Genomic DNA, 14,637 nt, shown 5'->3' on the forward strand with positions numbered 1-14,637 from the left:
GCTTGCAGACTGGGCATACCAGCCTCGTCCTTTTAGAAAAGTCCGGTTATCGGGCGCCGATGACGCCGAGGAGGAGCAAACGGCGCTGGTATGCGCGGGGAATTTGAAGTAGGCGAAGATCACGGCGAAGACGAAGAGGTTGTCGACCGACAGGCTGCTCTCCAGCAGCCAGGCGGTGGTGTGCTTGGTTCCTGCCGTCGTACCGAGGATGGCGAAGACGACGGCGCCGAAGAGCAGCGCGAGGCCAACCCAAAGACCTGCTCCAGGCCGCGGCCTCTCTGAACCCGATGACATGTGTTGTGCGGTGGGCGAGCAGGTCCACCGTCAGCGACACCACCACGGTCGTGGTGAACGCCAACCATAGCCAGAGGGGACTGCGTACACGTGGCCAGCCTCCCTGCGGCCGGTGTCGGAATACGCCGACCTTTCATACGTATCTGTTGCATATCGCCTCACGCGGCATGACAGCACCTGGGCTCTGGCCTCGCGGGTCCTCCGACCGCGATCACTGCCCCTCAGGGGCAGCCGCACCTGCAGCCGACCGTGGGACCGGCCCGCGGTGGCACCCCTATCGGCGGTGCGAGAGGCTGGGAGAGCAGGGTGCCGGGCCGTTGCCCGCGTCGACGCCATGGCGAGGAGAACGCAGCGTGATGCCCAGGCCGGTCGTAGTGGGAGTGGACGGCTCCCCCTCCGCGCTGGTGGCCGTGGAGGCCGCGGCGCAAGAGGCTCGGATGAGGGGAGCCAAGCTGCACGTCGTGCATGCCTTCATCTGGCTCGCCATGCATGTTCCGCCCGGCGGGTCGCCGCTCGGCCCGCCCACGGGGGGCGTGCGAGAAACCGTCGAGCGTCTGCTCGCCGAAGCCGTCGAACGAGCCCTGGTTGCCGCGCCCGGGGTGCTGGCCGACCAGGCGGTCATCGGGGGCGAGGCGGTCACAGCACTGGAGGCGGAGTCGCGGACGGCGCAGCTGATGGTGGTGGGCCATCGCGGCTCGGGCGGCTTCGCAGGGCTTCTGCTGGGTTCGACGTCGCTCCATCTGGCCTCTCACAGCCATTGCCCGGTGATGGTGGTGCGGGACCGGCTGGCAGAGGACGGGCCGGTGCTGCTGGCGGTGGACGGCACTCCCCAGAGCCGTGGGGCGGTCGCATTCGCTTTCGAGGAGGCTTCGCTGCGAGGCGCGGACATGGTGGCGCTGCACGTGTGGGGGACGTGGAGCGATCACGGTGACGCACGCCCGGCGGACCTGGTGGACCTGACCGGTGACGTCGAGACGCTTCAGGCCCAGGAGGAGCGCCTCTTGGACGAGTCCCTGTCCGGGCACCGGAAGGAGCACCCCGAAGTGACCGCCCATACGCGTGTCCTGCGAGGCCGTACGCGGCCCACCCTGATCGAGGCGAGTCGTGACGCCCAGCTCATGGTAGTGGGTGCACGCGGACGCGGCGGATTCACCGGACTGCTTCTGGGCTCGGTCAGTCAAGCCGTACTCCATCATGCGCACTGCCCCGTCACCGTAGTGCGTGCCGGTCTGATGTGACTCTCGTACACATGGGTCCGCGCACCTATGCGAAGGAGTGCGTGCCATCTGCGGCAGGCAGTCTGCGAGCCCCCAGAGCGCCTGTCCCGGCGTTCCTGGTGTATCCAGGCCGGATGCATGCCCGGTCGAAATAGGGGTGCCGCGGCCACTGCCCCTGGTGTCCCGCCCAGAACCCCAGGAAGACGACCCCGCCGAAGACGACGGCGAGCCCGACCCACACCCCGCTCCAGGCGGCGGCTTCCTTGAACCCGATGACATGCGCCTCTCGGCGCGCCATCAGATTTACGGCCGGCGACACCACCACGGTGACGGCGGACGCCGCCCATAGCCAAACGGCACATCGAGCACTGAAGGCACCCCACACGTGGGAATTGGAAGCCTGCATCCGTGAAAATTTTGACGCACCGGTTCCGCTTGTCGCCCGCACCCGCGCGCGGGTCCCGGCCTGGGCGTCGTCCAGAAGTGTGGCTGGAAGGGCGCCTGTGCCGATGGTGGCGCTGTCTGGTCGCCGGTGACGGCAGTCGTGGTTGCGGTCAGGTGCCGTCCGCGCAGCCTTGTTCTCGACGCGGTGCGGGTATCCCCAGAACGGCAGCGCGACCTGCCGCCCTCCGTCGGCTGGTCACAGCAGTCGACTTGCCTTCGGCTCCGTCGAGGCGCACGGCATAACCCAGGGACGTTGGTGTGCCGCTTGCCCACCGCACACGGCAGAGGGCGGTCCAGTCGCGCGGCTCCCGCTGGTCACTCCTCGAGGGTGGCGACCGTGTCGAGGCGGACTTCGTGCAGGGTCCGCCGTACAGCGCGGCGCGCCCCGAGGATGTGGAGCTCGGCTGGCTCCGGCAACGTAGTGGCTGCCCGGAGCAGTGCGTAGCCGCACGCCAGGTCCATCCGGGTCAGTTCGCTCATCTCCAGCTCCCATCTGGGGGCGTGGCGCAGTCGGGGATCGGCGAGCTGTTCCTCCAGCGGGCGGACCATCTGTGCCTCCAGAGCGCCGTTGAAGATCAGGGTGGCAACCTTGCCGTCGGTCGTCCTCGCTACGGGAAGGCGGCGGGGCGCGGGTGTGGGGCTGGATTCGGTGGCCACGGTGGCCTTCCTCATCGGACTGTCACGGGGCCCGTGCTTCCCGTTCCCCATCGGATGCGGCGGTGTTGCGGCCGTGTCCGAGAGGCTCGGGGAAGACGCGGGTGGAGTCGTCGGCTTGCCCAAGGTCGCTCGTCTTCGAACAGGGCGGTCTCTCGTGCGTCGCAGGGCCACCTGACACCCAAGGCGGGTGTGGCGGCCATCAGTTCTCGCGTCTCGTTCCGGGCGAAGCTGTGACGCGTGGTCTGTACGGGCGGTACGCCGGGTGGTGTTCATTCGGACCCGTTCCTGCGCAACTAGGGCCTGTTCGGAGCCGTGATCATGTGGTGGGGCGGAGGCTGCGGATCCAGATAATCGACCCCCGTAACTGAAGCCCCGCCAGGTAGCTGTCCCGTGTCTTGTCATAACGGGTGGCCACGCCCGCCACGCCTTCATCTTGTTGATCAGCCGCTCCACCGTGTTGCGTTCCCGGTAGAGATCGGCGTCGCAGGAGACGGGGCGTCCGCCCCTGCTGCTGCGCTTCTTGCGGTGGGCGGCCTCGTCCGCCTTCTCCGGAATCACCGCCTTGATCTGGCGTTTGCCCAGGTAGGCACGGTTGGCGCGGGACGAATACGCCTTGTCCGCCGCGACGGCGTCCGGACGGGTGCGCGGGCGGCCCACCGGGCCGCGGACCTTGACTTTCTCCAGGGTGGCGATGAACCGGGGGCTGTCTTGGCAGCCTGCCCCTCGGTCACCTCGAAGGCCAGCGGGCGGCAGCGCCGGTCGGAGGCCAGGTGGATCTTGCTGGCCAGTCCGCCGCGCGAGCGACCGAGTGCCGCAACCTTCAGCCTCGCGCGGCGCCGACGCCGGATGCGCCGCCGCTCAACTCTGTCGGGATCGTCCTCAGCCGCTCCTGCCGCGACCTACTCCTTTTGTCCTTTCCGGGCGCCCCCTTTGGCCGCTCGGCGGTCTCCTCCAGCGCGGCCAGAACGTCCTCGCCCACCCGCATGCCCGCCGCGTCGTGATGGGCACGGGCCACCGTGGAATCGACACTGACCAGGGACAGCTCCGCTTGTCCGCGGCAGGCAGCCTCGGTGATCATGCCCTCGTGGAGGGACTGGAAGACGCCGGCGTCGCGCCACTGGGCGAACCGCTGGTAGACCGTCTGCCAGGCCCCGAATTCCGGCGGCATCTCCCGCCACTGGCTGCCGGTGCGAAACCGCCAGATCACTCGCTCGACCTGCTCACGCAGGTGCTTTGGGTAGGGGACGTAGCGCCCGACCGGCAGGAATGACTCCACCAACTCCCACTCGGCGTCGCTGAGTTCGCATCGTGTCACGCGAGCGTTCTACCAGCCCTGCGCGTTTCCGGCGCGGTGGGGCCGACGGACTGCCGCCGACCCCACCATCGGGTCACCGCTCGTGCCGCTCCGGGCTCGTGATCCTGAAACGGGCCAGGTTGTCCTCGGTGGCCCATCGATGGAAGCCGGCCTTCTCCAGCACACGGACCGAGGCCGGGTTGGACAGTTCCACGTTGGCGCACACGGTATGGACGCTGGGCGCGGTGAAGGCGAACTCGGCAAGAGCCCGGGTGGCCTCTGGGGCATAGCCCAGGCCGCGGCGGGAGGCCACGGTGCCGTACCCGATTTCGAGGGTTCCCTCGCTGGGCGGCCAGAACAGGCCGATGGAGCCCACCACCAGGCCACTGTCACGTTCGATGATCAGACGGTGGCCATATGCGCCGAGCCAGGCGGGATGTTCTTCGAAGAGGCCGGCGATGACGCGGTCACCGTCGGCCGGGAAGTCGTCGGCCCAGTGCACCGACCTGGTGTCGTCGAGGACCGCGGCGGCCTCGGCGGTGGTCCAGGGCCGAAGGGCAAGGCGGGAGGTGGTCAGCTGCACATGGGCTGATGAAGAGGAGGAAGACACGTATCACTCCGGGTCGTTGGTAACGACCGGACCGCGCTGTCCTAGCACGCGGACCGGATGAGGGCATGCCGATGAAGGCCGACGGCGGCCATATTCATCAACCTCCCCATCCCGTGATCACGCGTCTCTCGCGTCGGCGTGACCGTAGCAACCCTGCCCCGGCCTGCGCAAAAAGGTTTCGATCCAGTCGCCGGTCGCACCGACCGACGGCCAACCCTCGAACACGTTGATCACGACTCCGAACAGGCCCTAGCGGCGCTGGACGACGCCGAGGATGTCCTGTGCGGTGATGATGCCGCTGAGTTGCCGACCGTCCATGACGAGGATCGGCAGGCCGCTGCGCGGACGGAGCTGCTTCCGCGGCGGGCCGCGGCACCCCCCTCACGGCTCTGGTCTCCGAGTACCTCGACTCCGCCTGCCGGGTGTGGGAGGACCTGCCCGGCACCCGCCGGGCAAAGGACCATGAGGGCGTGACAGCCGTGGTGTCCGCCCTCCTTCGGGCGGTCGCCGATGCGACGGTTGGGCTGACCGAGGGATACGAGACGACCCACCGGGCAGCCATCCGCGGGGAGGAGGCGACACGGCGGAAGTTCGTCGACGACCTCCTGGAGGGGCGCACCAGCCTCGGCCGGCTGGCCGAGCGCGCGCGGGCCGCGAGCGCCTTCGGCGCGGGCGATCCCGCCACTCTCTACGTCGAGGAGGGCGTGACCACCCGGTTCGCCGCGCGCGAGGTGCTGATCACCACCAAGGACGGCCTTCTGGTGTGTGTCCCGCGGCACGGGACCGGACGTTCCCGCTCCTTCACCACCGCTGCGGGCAACGCGGTCGGCGACCAGCACCAGATCGCCATCAGCCGGCCACGGCGGGGCCCCGGCGGTATCGTCCACTCCTGCCAGGAAGCACGCAGCACCCTCGACCTGGCCACCCAGCTCAGTCTGTCCGCCCCACTCGTCCACGCCGCGGACGTCCTGGTCTTCCAAGTCCTCTGCCGAGACCGCGCAGCCATCACCGACCTGGTGGCCACCGTCCTCTGCGGGCTGGAACAAGCACGCGGCGGCCCGCGGCCGCTCCTGACACCCTCACCGCCTACTTCGCCAGCGGCCGCCTGAACACCGCCACCGCCCGCCGCCTGGGGATGAGCGTGCGGGCGGTCGCCTACCGGCTCAGCCGCATCCGGCAGCTCACCGGCCACGACCTCACCGACCCCGACCAGCGCTACATCCTGCAGACCGCCGCGCTCGGCGCACGCCTGCTGAACTGGCCGTCCCACCCCCCTCCAGCCCGCCGACTCACCTTGAAGGGCCCGACGGTCGGCATGGTGCACGGGTCTCCCGAGGAACCTGCCGTGCTCCGCTGCCCCGTCCCTCCGCGGAGGCCGGTTGACCTTCTGCGTGTCCGCCGACCACGAGACGCCTCGGCAAGAGGTGATGAGCGACCATGGGCCGATGCGCACGCCGCCGCCTCTTTCTCGGTCGCTCCGCCTGGCCGCCTGGGTGGTGGCAGTCGTGAGCCTGAGCGTCTTGGCCCTTGGGGCGACGCTGCGGAGCACCGTGCTCGATCCGGACTTCTACCGTAGGGCCCTTGACCACGAGCGGGCGTACCAGCGGATTTACGACGACGTGTTAGCCGATCCGCAAAGCGCCGACCTCACCCGTGACCTGCTCGGCCGACTGCCGGTACCGGAGTCCGCGGTGACCGCCAATCTGAAACTTGTCGTTCCTCCGGAGACGCTGCGTGCCATGGGCGACCGCCAGATCGCCGAGGTGGTCCGCTACCTCAGAGGGGACCAGAACCATGTACGCCTCGCGGTGGACATCAGGCCCGTGGCAGAGAACATCGGCAGTCTCGCCGAAATCTATTTCGGTGAGGCCGTCGCCGCGATGCAGCAGCAGCCCGAACCCGATTTCCAGGCGTTCACCGAAAGCCTGGGCAAGGCAGCCGAGCGTGTGGTGGCAGGACATGCGCCGAAAGGGCTCCCCTCGCTCCCGCTCTCCCGCGAGCAGGCGGTGCGGGTCACCGCAGTGTTGCTGCGGGTCGTACCGGAGGCCGAGCGCTCCAAGGTCAGACGGGAGATTCAGGCGGCTCTGGAGAGCGGTGACGTGGCCTCGGCGCTCACCACCGTCACCTCGGCCGCAGTGTCCGACCGCACGCGCGCGGCCGTCGCGGACGTGCTGCGCGAGAGCGGTGGCAGCACGTGGCTGATCACCGCCGACATCGAAGCGTCGAAAGACGTCCTGGCTCCCGTCCACCGGGCCCGCACGGCCATACACATCGTGCGGTACGCGGTGGAGCCGGTTGCCGCTCTGCTCGGCACCGTCTCGCTGCTCCTGCTGTGGTTCTCGCCACCGCCCACCACGTCGCGGCGGCTTATGGCCTTGGGCTGGTCACTGGCCACGACCGCCGCCCTGATCCTGTCAGCGGTGGTGTACGGCCATCTCAGGGCGCGGGACCATCTGGTCGACAGCCCCTCCTCTTGGCCGCCCGCAGCGATCCGCCTAGTCGATGACGTGCAGCGCGCCCTGCTTGACCGGGTTCTCACGACCGCGACCACGGCCGCGACCCTCTTGCTGACAGCGGCAGCGTTGCTCGTCGCAGTCGCCTGGGCCGGGCAGACTCGGCATGCCACACTGTCGTCGGCGCGCACTCGCCCCATCCTGTTCCTGGCCATCGCGGTGACCACCGGCGCGGTGGTCGGCGCAGTGGTAATTCCGCCGGTGATCAACGGGCCCGCGCCACGGGTCTGCCAGGGCAGCCCGGACCTGTGCGATCTCCGCTACGACCAAGTCGCTCACCTCACCTCCCACAACGCCATGGCCTCGACGGCCGACCAGTTCATCAGCCCTTCCCAGGATCCGGACATCATCGGACAGCTCAATGCCGGAGTACGCGCGCTGCAGATCGACACCCACCGGTGGGAAAAGCCCGCGGAGATCGCCGACCGTCTTCGCGACTCGGACTTCTCACCCCGCCAGCAGCGCCAGCTTCTCCACGCTTTGGAGCAGGTGAACCCGCCCCGTGAGGGATTGTGGCTCTGTCACTCGGTGTGCGGCGCCGGCGCGCTCGAACTGGCGCCCACCCTGCGGGAGATCGGTGGCTGGCTGCGCTCTCACCGCTCGGAAGTCGTGACGCTGATCATCCAGGACGGAGTCAGCCCCGAGGAGACGGCAGAAGCGTTCATGCGGGCGGACTTGACCGACCTGCTGTACAAACAGGATCAGGATCCCACTCAACCGTGGCCCACCCTCGCCGACATGATCGACAACGGTCAGCGTCTGGTCGTCTTCGCAGAGCAGGCAGACGGTCCCGCGCCCTGGTACCGCGACTTTTACCGCTACGGCATGGAAACGCCGTTCGACTCCCGCAGTCCCCAGCAGATGACCTGCCTGCCGAACCGGGGAGGCACCGGCAAGCGGCTTTTCCTGCTCAATCACTTCGTCACCGATTCCGGGGCGAGCCGACTCGACGCCAGTAAGGTCAACAGGCGAGAGGAGGTCCTGCGGCGGGCGCACCGATGCGAGCGCAGGCGTGGCAGCCTGGTCAACTTCATCGCGGTGGACTACGCGACCCTCGGTGACCCACGCGGCGCGGTCGACGACCTCAACGCCGAGCGTGCGCGGTAGCTCGCCAAAGGAGCCGGCTCGGTGACATGTGCGCTGGAGTCAGGCGAACCAGGCCGCCGTGGAGAGGTCTGGGCGTATTCCCCGGGTGGCGCGGGCCAGAGCGACCGCGCTGGAGATAAGACCGACGTGGCTGATGGCCTGCGGACAATTACCCAGATACGTGCCGTCGGACGGGTCGATCTGCTCGGGCAGCAGCCCCACGTGGTTGGCGTGGGAACACAGGCGATCGAACAGGTCACCGGCCTGCTCGATCTTGCCCTGCCCCGTCAGGTTGTCCACGAGCCAGAAGCTGCACAGCAGAAAGGCGCCCTCGGGCTGATGATCCATGCCGTCCGGTGAACGCTCCGGCAGGTATCGGTACAGCAGTCCCCCGCCCGCACCCAGTTGCTCGGTGATCGCCCGGCAGGTCGCCACCATCCTGGGATGGTCGGCAGGCACTACCCGGCGCAGCGGCAGAGCGAGGAGGGAGGCATCGAGCGCTCCTCCCTTGCCCAGGTGCTCGGTCAGGGCACGGGTCTGCTCGTCCCAGGCATGGCAGAGGATGCGCTCAGTGAGCTGCTCGGCTTCGCGAGCCCAGTGGTCTGCGTCACCGGGCAGCTTCAGTCGGCGTGCGAGCCTGGCGGCCCGGTCAAGGGCGACCTGGCACATGGCGGCGGAGTAGGTGAAGGGCCTGCCGGAGGTGCGGACCTCCCAGATGCCGTGGTCGGGACTGCGCCAGGCATGCTCAGCACGCCCGGCGAGGCCGGCCAGCCAGTCCCCTAGCGTCGCGTCGAACGTTCCTCCGGTGGCTGCCCACTGGAAGGCACAGTCCAGGACCTCCCCGTAGACGTCGTGCTGGGTCTGCTCGACCGCGGCGTTGCCCCACCGAACGGGTGAGGACCGGCGATAGCCTTCAAGGCCGTCGTCCACCACCTCCGGCGCCGGGACTTCACCGTCGACGTCGTACAGAACCCGCGGCTGATGGTTGTGACGAGCGGCCCCAAGGGCCCACTGCAGAAAGCCCCCGGCCTCCGACGGCAGTCCGATGCGGCGAAGCGCGAAGACGGTGTAGGCGGCGTCACGGATCCAGGAGTAGCGGTAGTCCCAGTTGCGTGTCCCCCCGATGTGCTCGGGGAGTGACGACGTGGGAGCCGCGATGATCGCCCCGTTCTCGAAGTGGTCCAGCAGTTTCAGGGTCAAAGCCGACCGGCGCACCAGGTCGGACTGCGGCACATCGTCGACCACGAAAGCGGCCCAGCGTTTCCAGGCACGCACCGTGCTCTCCAGGCCGGCTTCCACAGACTGGTAAGGGCTGGGCGACCCCTCCCAGCGCAACCGCAGGGACAGCTCCTGCCCGGCGTGGAGCGTCAGGACGCTGTCCGGAAGCGTCACCTGAGGTGAGGACCACAGGCGCAGGGTGATGCCCTGCCGCACGCAGTCGAGCATCCAGTCTTCTCCTCGGCGACGGATGCGGGCGCCGCCGCGTGGCTCCAGGCGGAGACGAAGGGTGACCTCGCCCTCGACAACGCGGACCTGGCGTATCAGCTCCCCCGCCGCTGCTGGCGCGTCTTCCTCCAGACGTGCACCAGGACGCAGCACAAAGGCGTCCGTGACCCGCAGGACGCCGGTGCCCGTGCGAAGCTCCGTGATCAGAACGGCGGTGTCGTCGACATAGCGCTGGTGGCTCTCCCGCACTCCGTCCGGCGAGAGCTGGAAGCCACCGCCATGACGCCGGTCGAGCAAGGAGCAGAACACGGGGTCGCGGTCGAAGCGCGGAACACACATGAAGCTGATCTCCGCGTCCCGGCCGACCAGGGCGCAGCCGCGGCCGTCACCGATCAGGCCATGATCCTCGATCGGCAGGTACCCGTCTCGGCGTGTCAGTGGCTGCCAGGGCTCCATGAGCGAGCGAGTACCCACAACCGGGGCGGTTGATCCGTCCCTACCCGGCTCACGGTCCCCCCGTGGGGCCAGGCTCCGGCGCATCAATGCGGAGCGTATGGCGGTCACAGGGGCGCCAACCGTCAGCGGTAGCGGAGCACAGCATGGCGGCGTCATCGTGCAGCGGAACGCTGACGTGCTGGAGCAGGTCTTGGCGCACCATCTCCAGGACTGCCTGCGGGTCGCGTTCCTTGAGCAGGTGAGCGCGGTCGGCGAGAGGACAGAAGCGGCCCGCGACGTCGCGTGCTTCGGTGACTCCGTCGGTGCAGAGCAGGAGCCGGTCGCCGTGGAGGAAGCTCAAGCGGAACGGCTCCGGATGCTCTGTACCGTGACCGCCCAAGCCGAGCGGGAGGTCTCCACCACGCCCAGTCCCTTGCCTTGGACGTCGCCCGTGATCACCCTTACGCCATGGGGTGAGGTGACCACTTCGTAGAGGTCGCGGCCTATACGGGCCTCAGCCACGGCGGACATGTAGGAGACGGCCACACGCACCGCCCGGCGAGCCGCGGAACGGGCTTGACTCCGCGAAGGGCTGTTAGTTCACCGTGCGCCTTGGCGATGCGGCGGTGTTCCTAGCCCCCTCGCGAGCGAGAGCTGGTGGCAGGCCATCTTTGCGATGGAGCACCTTCGCCGTCTGGTGGATAACGGCAGCGACAGGTAGAGCTCATGCTCTGGCTCGCGGGGCGGGGTACGAGCAGGAGAGCTCTGACGGATACCTCACAGGCAGTCAGGGCAGGCGCGCGACAGCTTGGCGGGTCGTCGAACTCCGCAAGTCCGCGCGGAGAATGCGGAGCGCAACAGGTATGCCTGTGAGGAGTGGGAAACCGCGAGGTAGGGCTGCGGGCGTCTACCGCCCGCAAGAGCGTCTCTGGGAACCGTGGCGGAACAGCGTGGTGTCAGGGGTGGTGCCCACGGAGGTGTGCTTCAACCGGCACGCGGAGTGGGCGGAAAGCCAGTCCTGATTACCTCGTCTTGCCGAGACAGGGCGTTGTGGTGTCGACAGGCGGCAGACGCCACCGTGGACACGGCCCAGAAGACGTGGCCGGGCCAGTGTGCAGGCCGCCGATACGGATTCAGGACGGGATGCCGTCGGTCGCCTTCCGGTGGTCGCACCACCGCCCACCATGGCCACCGAACCTTGGTGGGCGCTGCTCAAGCCGCGCCCACTCGCCATCCGTCAGATCGCCCAGCCCCACGGCCAGAGCATGATCCGCCGGACAGAACCAGCGGCACCAGGCGACCCACCGGCTCAACCAGCAGTTTCTGCTTCCGCAGTTGGCCGAGGCCGGCTCTGCCTGGGCCTGACTGGACCGCTGCGTCCGGTGGGTCCTCCGCTACCTGACCTGATCGGGCGTTACTGTGTCTGCCGGAGTGATCCTGGTTTGTTCCGGCCTCCTGGAGCGGAAGCCGGACAGGGGCACTCGTTACAGGTGAGTGGTGATGGCCGGCATGAGGTCCTGGAAAGTGCGGCCGTCGGCGGGGCTGCCGATGGCTGCCATCTGCCAGCCTGAGCCGCTTCGCTGCACCTTGGCCATGATCTGTGCGGTGTGGCGGCCACCGCCGGTGAGGGTGTAGCGGGCGAGTTCCTGGCCGGTGGTCTCGTCGAGGAGGCGGCAGAAGGCGTTGTCGACTTCCTCGAAGGTCTGGCCAGTGAAGGAGTTCACCGTGAAGACGATCTGGTCGACGTGAACGGGCACGCGCTGCAGGTCCACGATGACCGACTCGTCGTCGCCGCCCTGGCCGGCGCCGCCAACGCGGTTGTCACCGGTGTGACGGACGGAGCCGTCGTCACTGACGAGGTGCTGGAAGAAGACAACGTCCACCGGCTTCTTGTCGGCGAAGAGCACCGCCGAGGCGTCCAGGTCGATCTCTCGGGCAGTGAGCTTGGCGAGGAAGCCCTTGCGCTGAGCGGCCTTCCAGCCCAGTCCCATGCGGACGACGGTGAGCGCGCCACCGTCGGACTTGCTCAGGCTGATCTGCTGGCCCTTGGTCAGATTCACGGACATGCGCTGCCTATTCGTTGTGGTTTTCGTGGTGGCTGTGCGGGAGGTACTGAGCGGCTGAGGTCAGGTCCGTACCGGTCCGGTGCCGGCCCCTGGCCCGTCGCCGGGCCGTTCGCCAGTCCTGTCACCAGGCTGCACCTTGATGATGCGGGGATCCTGGCGTCGCTCGGCGGCGTCTTCCGCCTTCATCGTCTTGCTCTCACTCTTGAGGATGCGTGCCGCCTTTCCCGCGTTGCGGGCCAGCTCAGGGAGCTTCTTGGCGCCGAAGAAGACGATGACGACGATGACGACGATGAGGAGTATCGCGAGTTCGCTGAATCCAAACACCAGTGTCCGCTCTCTGGAGTGGTGGGTGAGCCGGGCACGGGGTGCGGGTTTCGCCCGCACCCCGATGACGCTTTCGTCAGACGTTGACGCCGAAGTCGGTGGCGATGCCCGCCAGGCCGCTGGCGTAGCCCTGGCCAATCGCACGGAACTTCCAGTCGGCGCCGTTGCGGTAGAGCTCGCCGAAGATCATGGCTGTCTCGGTGGCGGCGTCCTCGCTCAGGTCGTAGCGGGCGAGCTCGGCGCCACCATGTTGGTTGACCACGCGGATGAAGGCGTTGCGGACCTGGCCGAAACTGTGGCCGCGGGCTTCGGCGTCGTGAATGGAAACCGGAAAGACGATCTTCGACACGTCGGCGGGGACAGCGGCCAGGTTGACCTTGATCACCTCGTCGTCCCCGTCGCCCTCGCCCGTGAGGTTGTCGCCCGCGTGCTCGACCGAGCCGTCCGGACTGGTCAGGTTGTTGAAGAAGATGAAGTGCTGGTCGGACGCGACCTTCCCGGCATCGTTGACCATCAGCGCACTGGCATCGAGGTCGTAGTCGGTGCCGGTCGTCGTACGGACGTCCCAGCCCAGAGCCACCAGTACGGCGGACAGGCCCGGCGCCTCCTTGCTCAGCGAGACATTGCCGCCCTTGGCGAGGCTCAGACCCATATCGCTTCCCTTCTCAAGACCTGGGCCCGAGAACGGGACGCCGCTTCGGACCCTCGTATGACACACCATTAGGAATCTACAGCAATGTAGAAACAGGTAGGGATGTGCTGGGCATGTCGGTAGGCGCCTTCAGGTCACACTGCCGACTCGGCCGCTGGGTGGGGCGGGCGGCGGGTGACCAGTACGATGCCCCCTCGACGCTCGTACGGTTCGGGGCGGCGGGACGGAAAGGAGGCCGCGCCATGGTTGACGGCACGGAGAAGACGAGCCCAGATGGGCGCGGTCGCAGGCGCCAGGGTGAACTCGAGATGCAGGTGCTGTCGGCGCTCGGCTCGGCACCCGGCCCGGTGACCGCCGCGTGGGTACAGGAACAGCTCGGCGGCGATCTGGCGTACACGACGGTCATTACGATCCTGACCAGGCTGCACGCGAAGAGGGCGGTGACCCGCACCAAGGCCGGCCGGTCCTTCGTGTGGACGCCGGTGGCGGACGGAGCCGGTCTTGTGGCCATGCGCATGCGCAAGCTGCTCGACAACGAGGAAGACCGCGATGCGGTGCTCTCCAGTTTCGTGTCGTCCCTGTCTTCACACGACGAACAGCTCCTGCGCTCCCTCCTCAATGAAGCTGACGATCCGGAGCGTTGACCGATGGGCGTCTTCGTCTTCCTGCCCCTGATCCTGCCGCTGACCGCACTGCCGATCGCGCGGCTGGCCGAACAGCATCTGCATCCGCGCAACGCGGCGCTGTTGCTGACCTGGGTAGGGGCGATCCTCGCCGCGTGCAGCACGCTGTGCCTCGGGCTTCTGGTGGTCGTTGGTACCGCGCAGCTGCCCGGCAACCCGCTGCCCGACAGCTGGTCCGACCCCGAGGTACGGGAAGCCGTGCCATACGACGAGGTGGCCGGGAAGGCATCCATCGGCGCTCTCGCCCTCGTGGTCGCGGCGTGCGCGCTTACCCTGCGACGGCATTACGGCTTCCGTGCCCGCGCCCACCGCACGCTGGCCGTGCATCCCGACACCTCGGAGGTCGCCGTACTCACCGATGAGGTGCCGTACGCGTACGCGCTGCCGGGCTCTCCGGGCCGGATCCTGGTTTCCACCGGCATGCTGTCCGGCCTGAACGAGGCAGAGCGACGGGCCCTGCTCGCCCATGAGCGCGCCCACCTCGCCGGACGGCACCACCGCCTTCTGCTCACGGTGCAGCTCGCCGGCTGTGCCAACCCGCTGCTGCGCCCGCTCCGTTCCGCGGTGGGCTACAGCACGGAGCGCTGGGCCGACGAGGAAGCCGCCCGGGTGACCGGTGATCGGCGGATGACGGCCCGCGCCGTGGGCAAGGCGGCGCTGATCTCCCAACACGCCGCCGTACCGGGGCTGGCCGCCTTCGCCGAGGCGGGCCCGGTACCGCGCCGCGTTGCCGCGCTGCTGGGGCCTGTGCCGACGCCCGGCAACTGGCCGCCTGCCCTGACCACGGCCGGGATCGCCGCTATCGTCGCCGCAGCCGGAACGGCCGCGTCGACCTTGTCCGCGCTCAACGCGGCGATCGCCCTGTTCTTCGTTCTGCAATCTGCCACCTACGGGTAATCCGGGCTGACCTGCGCAG

General features: G+C 68.4%; 12 protein-coding genes and 4 pseudogenes. 6 read left to right on the forward strand and 10 right to left on the reverse strand.

The window, feature by feature from the left end; translation table 11 throughout:
- Positions 1 to 52 precede the first annotated feature (52 nt).
- Positions 53 to 358: pseudogene (locus G412_RS41155) on the reverse strand (TerC family protein); the annotation flags it as partial.
- 292 nt (positions 359 to 650) lie between these two features.
- On the opposite strand from G412_RS41155, the gene G412_RS0128035 reads away from it, so the two are divergent.
- Positions 651 to 1,532, forward strand: coding sequence for a universal stress protein (locus G412_RS0128035; RefSeq protein WP_028814971.1), 882 nt, complete (start codon positions 651 to 653; stop codon positions 1,530 to 1,532).
- Positions 1,533 to 1,707: 175 nt separating this feature from the next.
- Here the strand turns inward: G412_RS0128035 and G412_RS38595 are convergent.
- From G412_RS38595 to G412_RS0128050, 4 genes and pseudogenes are all read right to left on the reverse strand, one after another.
- A pseudogene (locus G412_RS38595) lies at positions 1,708 to 1,917 on the reverse strand (hypothetical protein); the annotation flags it as partial.
- 353 nt (positions 1,918 to 2,270) lie between these two features.
- A complete protein-coding gene (locus G412_RS0128040) occupies positions 2,271 to 2,612 on the reverse strand; it encodes an STAS domain-containing protein (RefSeq protein WP_028814972.1) in 342 nt (113 codons plus the stop codon).
- Positions 2,613 to 2,928: 316 nt separating this feature from the next.
- A pseudogene (locus G412_RS38600) lies at positions 2,929 to 3,927 on the reverse strand (IS5 family transposase).
- A 73-nt stretch (positions 3,928 to 4,000) separates the two neighbouring features.
- A complete protein-coding gene (locus G412_RS0128050) occupies positions 4,001 to 4,516 on the reverse strand; it encodes a GNAT family N-acetyltransferase (protein WP_028814974.1) in 516 nt (171 codons plus the stop codon).
- 470 nt (positions 4,517 to 4,986) lie between these two features.
- Here G412_RS0128050 and G412_RS36320 point away from each other — a divergent pair, with 470 nt between their 5' ends.
- The 3 genes from G412_RS36320 to G412_RS0128060 are packed head-to-tail and all read left to right on the forward strand — an operon-like array spanning position 4,987 to position 8,136.
- Complete coding sequence (locus G412_RS36320; protein WP_051338657.1) at positions 4,987 to 5,625, forward strand: hypothetical protein; 639 nt, start codon at positions 4,987 to 4,989, stop codon at positions 5,623 to 5,625.
- A 20-nt stretch (positions 5,626 to 5,645) separates the two neighbouring features.
- Positions 5,646 to 6,092 (forward strand): helix-turn-helix domain-containing protein, encoded by a 447-nt coding sequence (locus tag G412_RS41160; RefSeq protein ID WP_244283265.1) that lies wholly within the window; start codon positions 5,646 to 5,648, stop codon positions 6,090 to 6,092.
- Positions 6,022 to 8,136 (forward strand): phosphoinositide-specific phospholipase C-related protein, encoded by a 2,115-nt coding sequence (locus tag G412_RS0128060; protein ID WP_244283271.1) that lies wholly within the window; start codon positions 6,022 to 6,024, stop codon positions 8,134 to 8,136. Before G412_RS41160 ends, G412_RS0128060 begins: the two co-directional genes overlap by 71 nt.
- Positions 8,137 to 8,175: 39 nt before the next feature.
- Here the strand turns inward: G412_RS0128060 and G412_RS0128065 are convergent, their stop codons facing one another.
- The 5 genes and pseudogenes from G412_RS0128065 to G412_RS0128085 all read right to left on the reverse strand — a co-directional run bounded on the left by G412_RS0128065 (position 8,176) and on the right by G412_RS0128085 (position 13,038).
- Complete coding sequence (locus G412_RS0128065; RefSeq protein ID WP_028814976.1) at positions 8,176 to 10,017, reverse strand: glycoside hydrolase family 15 protein; 1,842 nt, start codon at positions 10,015 to 10,017, stop codon at positions 8,176 to 8,178.
- 49 nt (positions 10,018 to 10,066) lie between these two features.
- Positions 10,067 to 10,420 (reverse strand): annotated as a pseudogene (locus G412_RS38605) (SpoIIE family protein phosphatase); the annotation flags it as partial.
- Positions 10,421 to 11,480: 1,060 nt separating this feature from the next.
- Positions 11,481 to 12,062: a TerD family protein gene (locus G412_RS0128075; RefSeq protein ID WP_028814978.1), complete on the reverse strand. Its 582-nt coding sequence runs from the start codon at positions 12,060 to 12,062 to the stop codon at positions 11,481 to 11,483.
- A 60-nt stretch (positions 12,063 to 12,122) separates the two neighbouring features.
- A complete protein-coding gene (locus G412_RS0128080; RefSeq protein WP_028814979.1) occupies positions 12,123 to 12,386 on the reverse strand; it encodes a twin-arginine translocase TatA/TatE family subunit in 264 nt (87 codons plus the stop codon).
- Between the two features lie 76 nt (positions 12,387 to 12,462).
- Positions 12,463 to 13,038, reverse strand: coding sequence for a TerD family protein (locus G412_RS0128085; RefSeq protein ID WP_028814980.1), 576 nt, complete (start codon positions 13,036 to 13,038; stop codon positions 12,463 to 12,465).
- 242 nt (positions 13,039 to 13,280) lie between these two features.
- On the opposite strand from G412_RS0128085, the gene G412_RS0128090 reads away from it, so the two are divergent.
- Together G412_RS0128090 and G412_RS0128095 are read left to right on the forward strand one after the other, a co-directional pair.
- Positions 13,281 to 13,682, forward strand: a complete 402-nt coding sequence (locus G412_RS0128090; protein WP_028814981.1) for a BlaI/MecI/CopY family transcriptional regulator — start codon at positions 13,281 to 13,283, stop codon at positions 13,680 to 13,682.
- Positions 13,683 to 13,685: 3 nt separating this feature from the next.
- On the forward strand, positions 13,686 to 14,618 hold the full coding sequence (locus tag G412_RS0128095) for a M56 family metallopeptidase (RefSeq protein WP_028814982.1): 933 nt from the start codon (positions 13,686 to 13,688) through the stop codon (positions 14,616 to 14,618).
- Positions 14,619 to 14,637: the final 19 nt, after the last annotated feature.

The sequence above is a fragment of the Streptomyces flavidovirens DSM 40150 genome (assembly GCF_000429085.1).
Taxonomy (GTDB): Bacteria; Actinomycetota; Actinomycetes; order Streptomycetales; family Streptomycetaceae; genus Streptomyces; species Streptomyces flavidovirens.

What these genes read in the sequence shown, in the direction of transcription:
- G412_RS0128035 (WP_028814971.1), top strand. Translation starts at nt 651, where the DNA reads ATGCCCAGGCCGGTCGTAGTGGGAGTGGACGGCTCCCCCTCCGCGCTG.
- G412_RS0128065 (WP_028814976.1), bottom strand. Translation starts at nt 10,017, where the DNA reads ATGGAGCCCTGGCAGCCACTGACACGCCGAGACGGGTACCTGCCGATC.
- G412_RS0128075 (WP_028814978.1), bottom strand. Translation starts at nt 12,062, where the DNA reads ATGTCCGTGAATCTGACCAAGGGCCAGCAGATCAGCCTGAGCAAGTCC.
- G412_RS0128085 (WP_028814980.1), bottom strand. Translation starts at nt 13,038, where the DNA reads ATGGGTCTGAGCCTCGCCAAGGGCGGCAATGTCTCGCTGAGCAAGGAG.
- G412_RS0128090 (WP_028814981.1), top strand. Translation starts at nt 13,281, where the DNA reads ATGGTTGACGGCACGGAGAAGACGAGCCCAGATGGGCGCGGTCGCAGG.
- G412_RS0128095 (WP_028814982.1), top strand. Translation starts at nt 13,686, where the DNA reads ATGGGCGTCTTCGTCTTCCTGCCCCTGATCCTGCCGCTGACCGCACTG.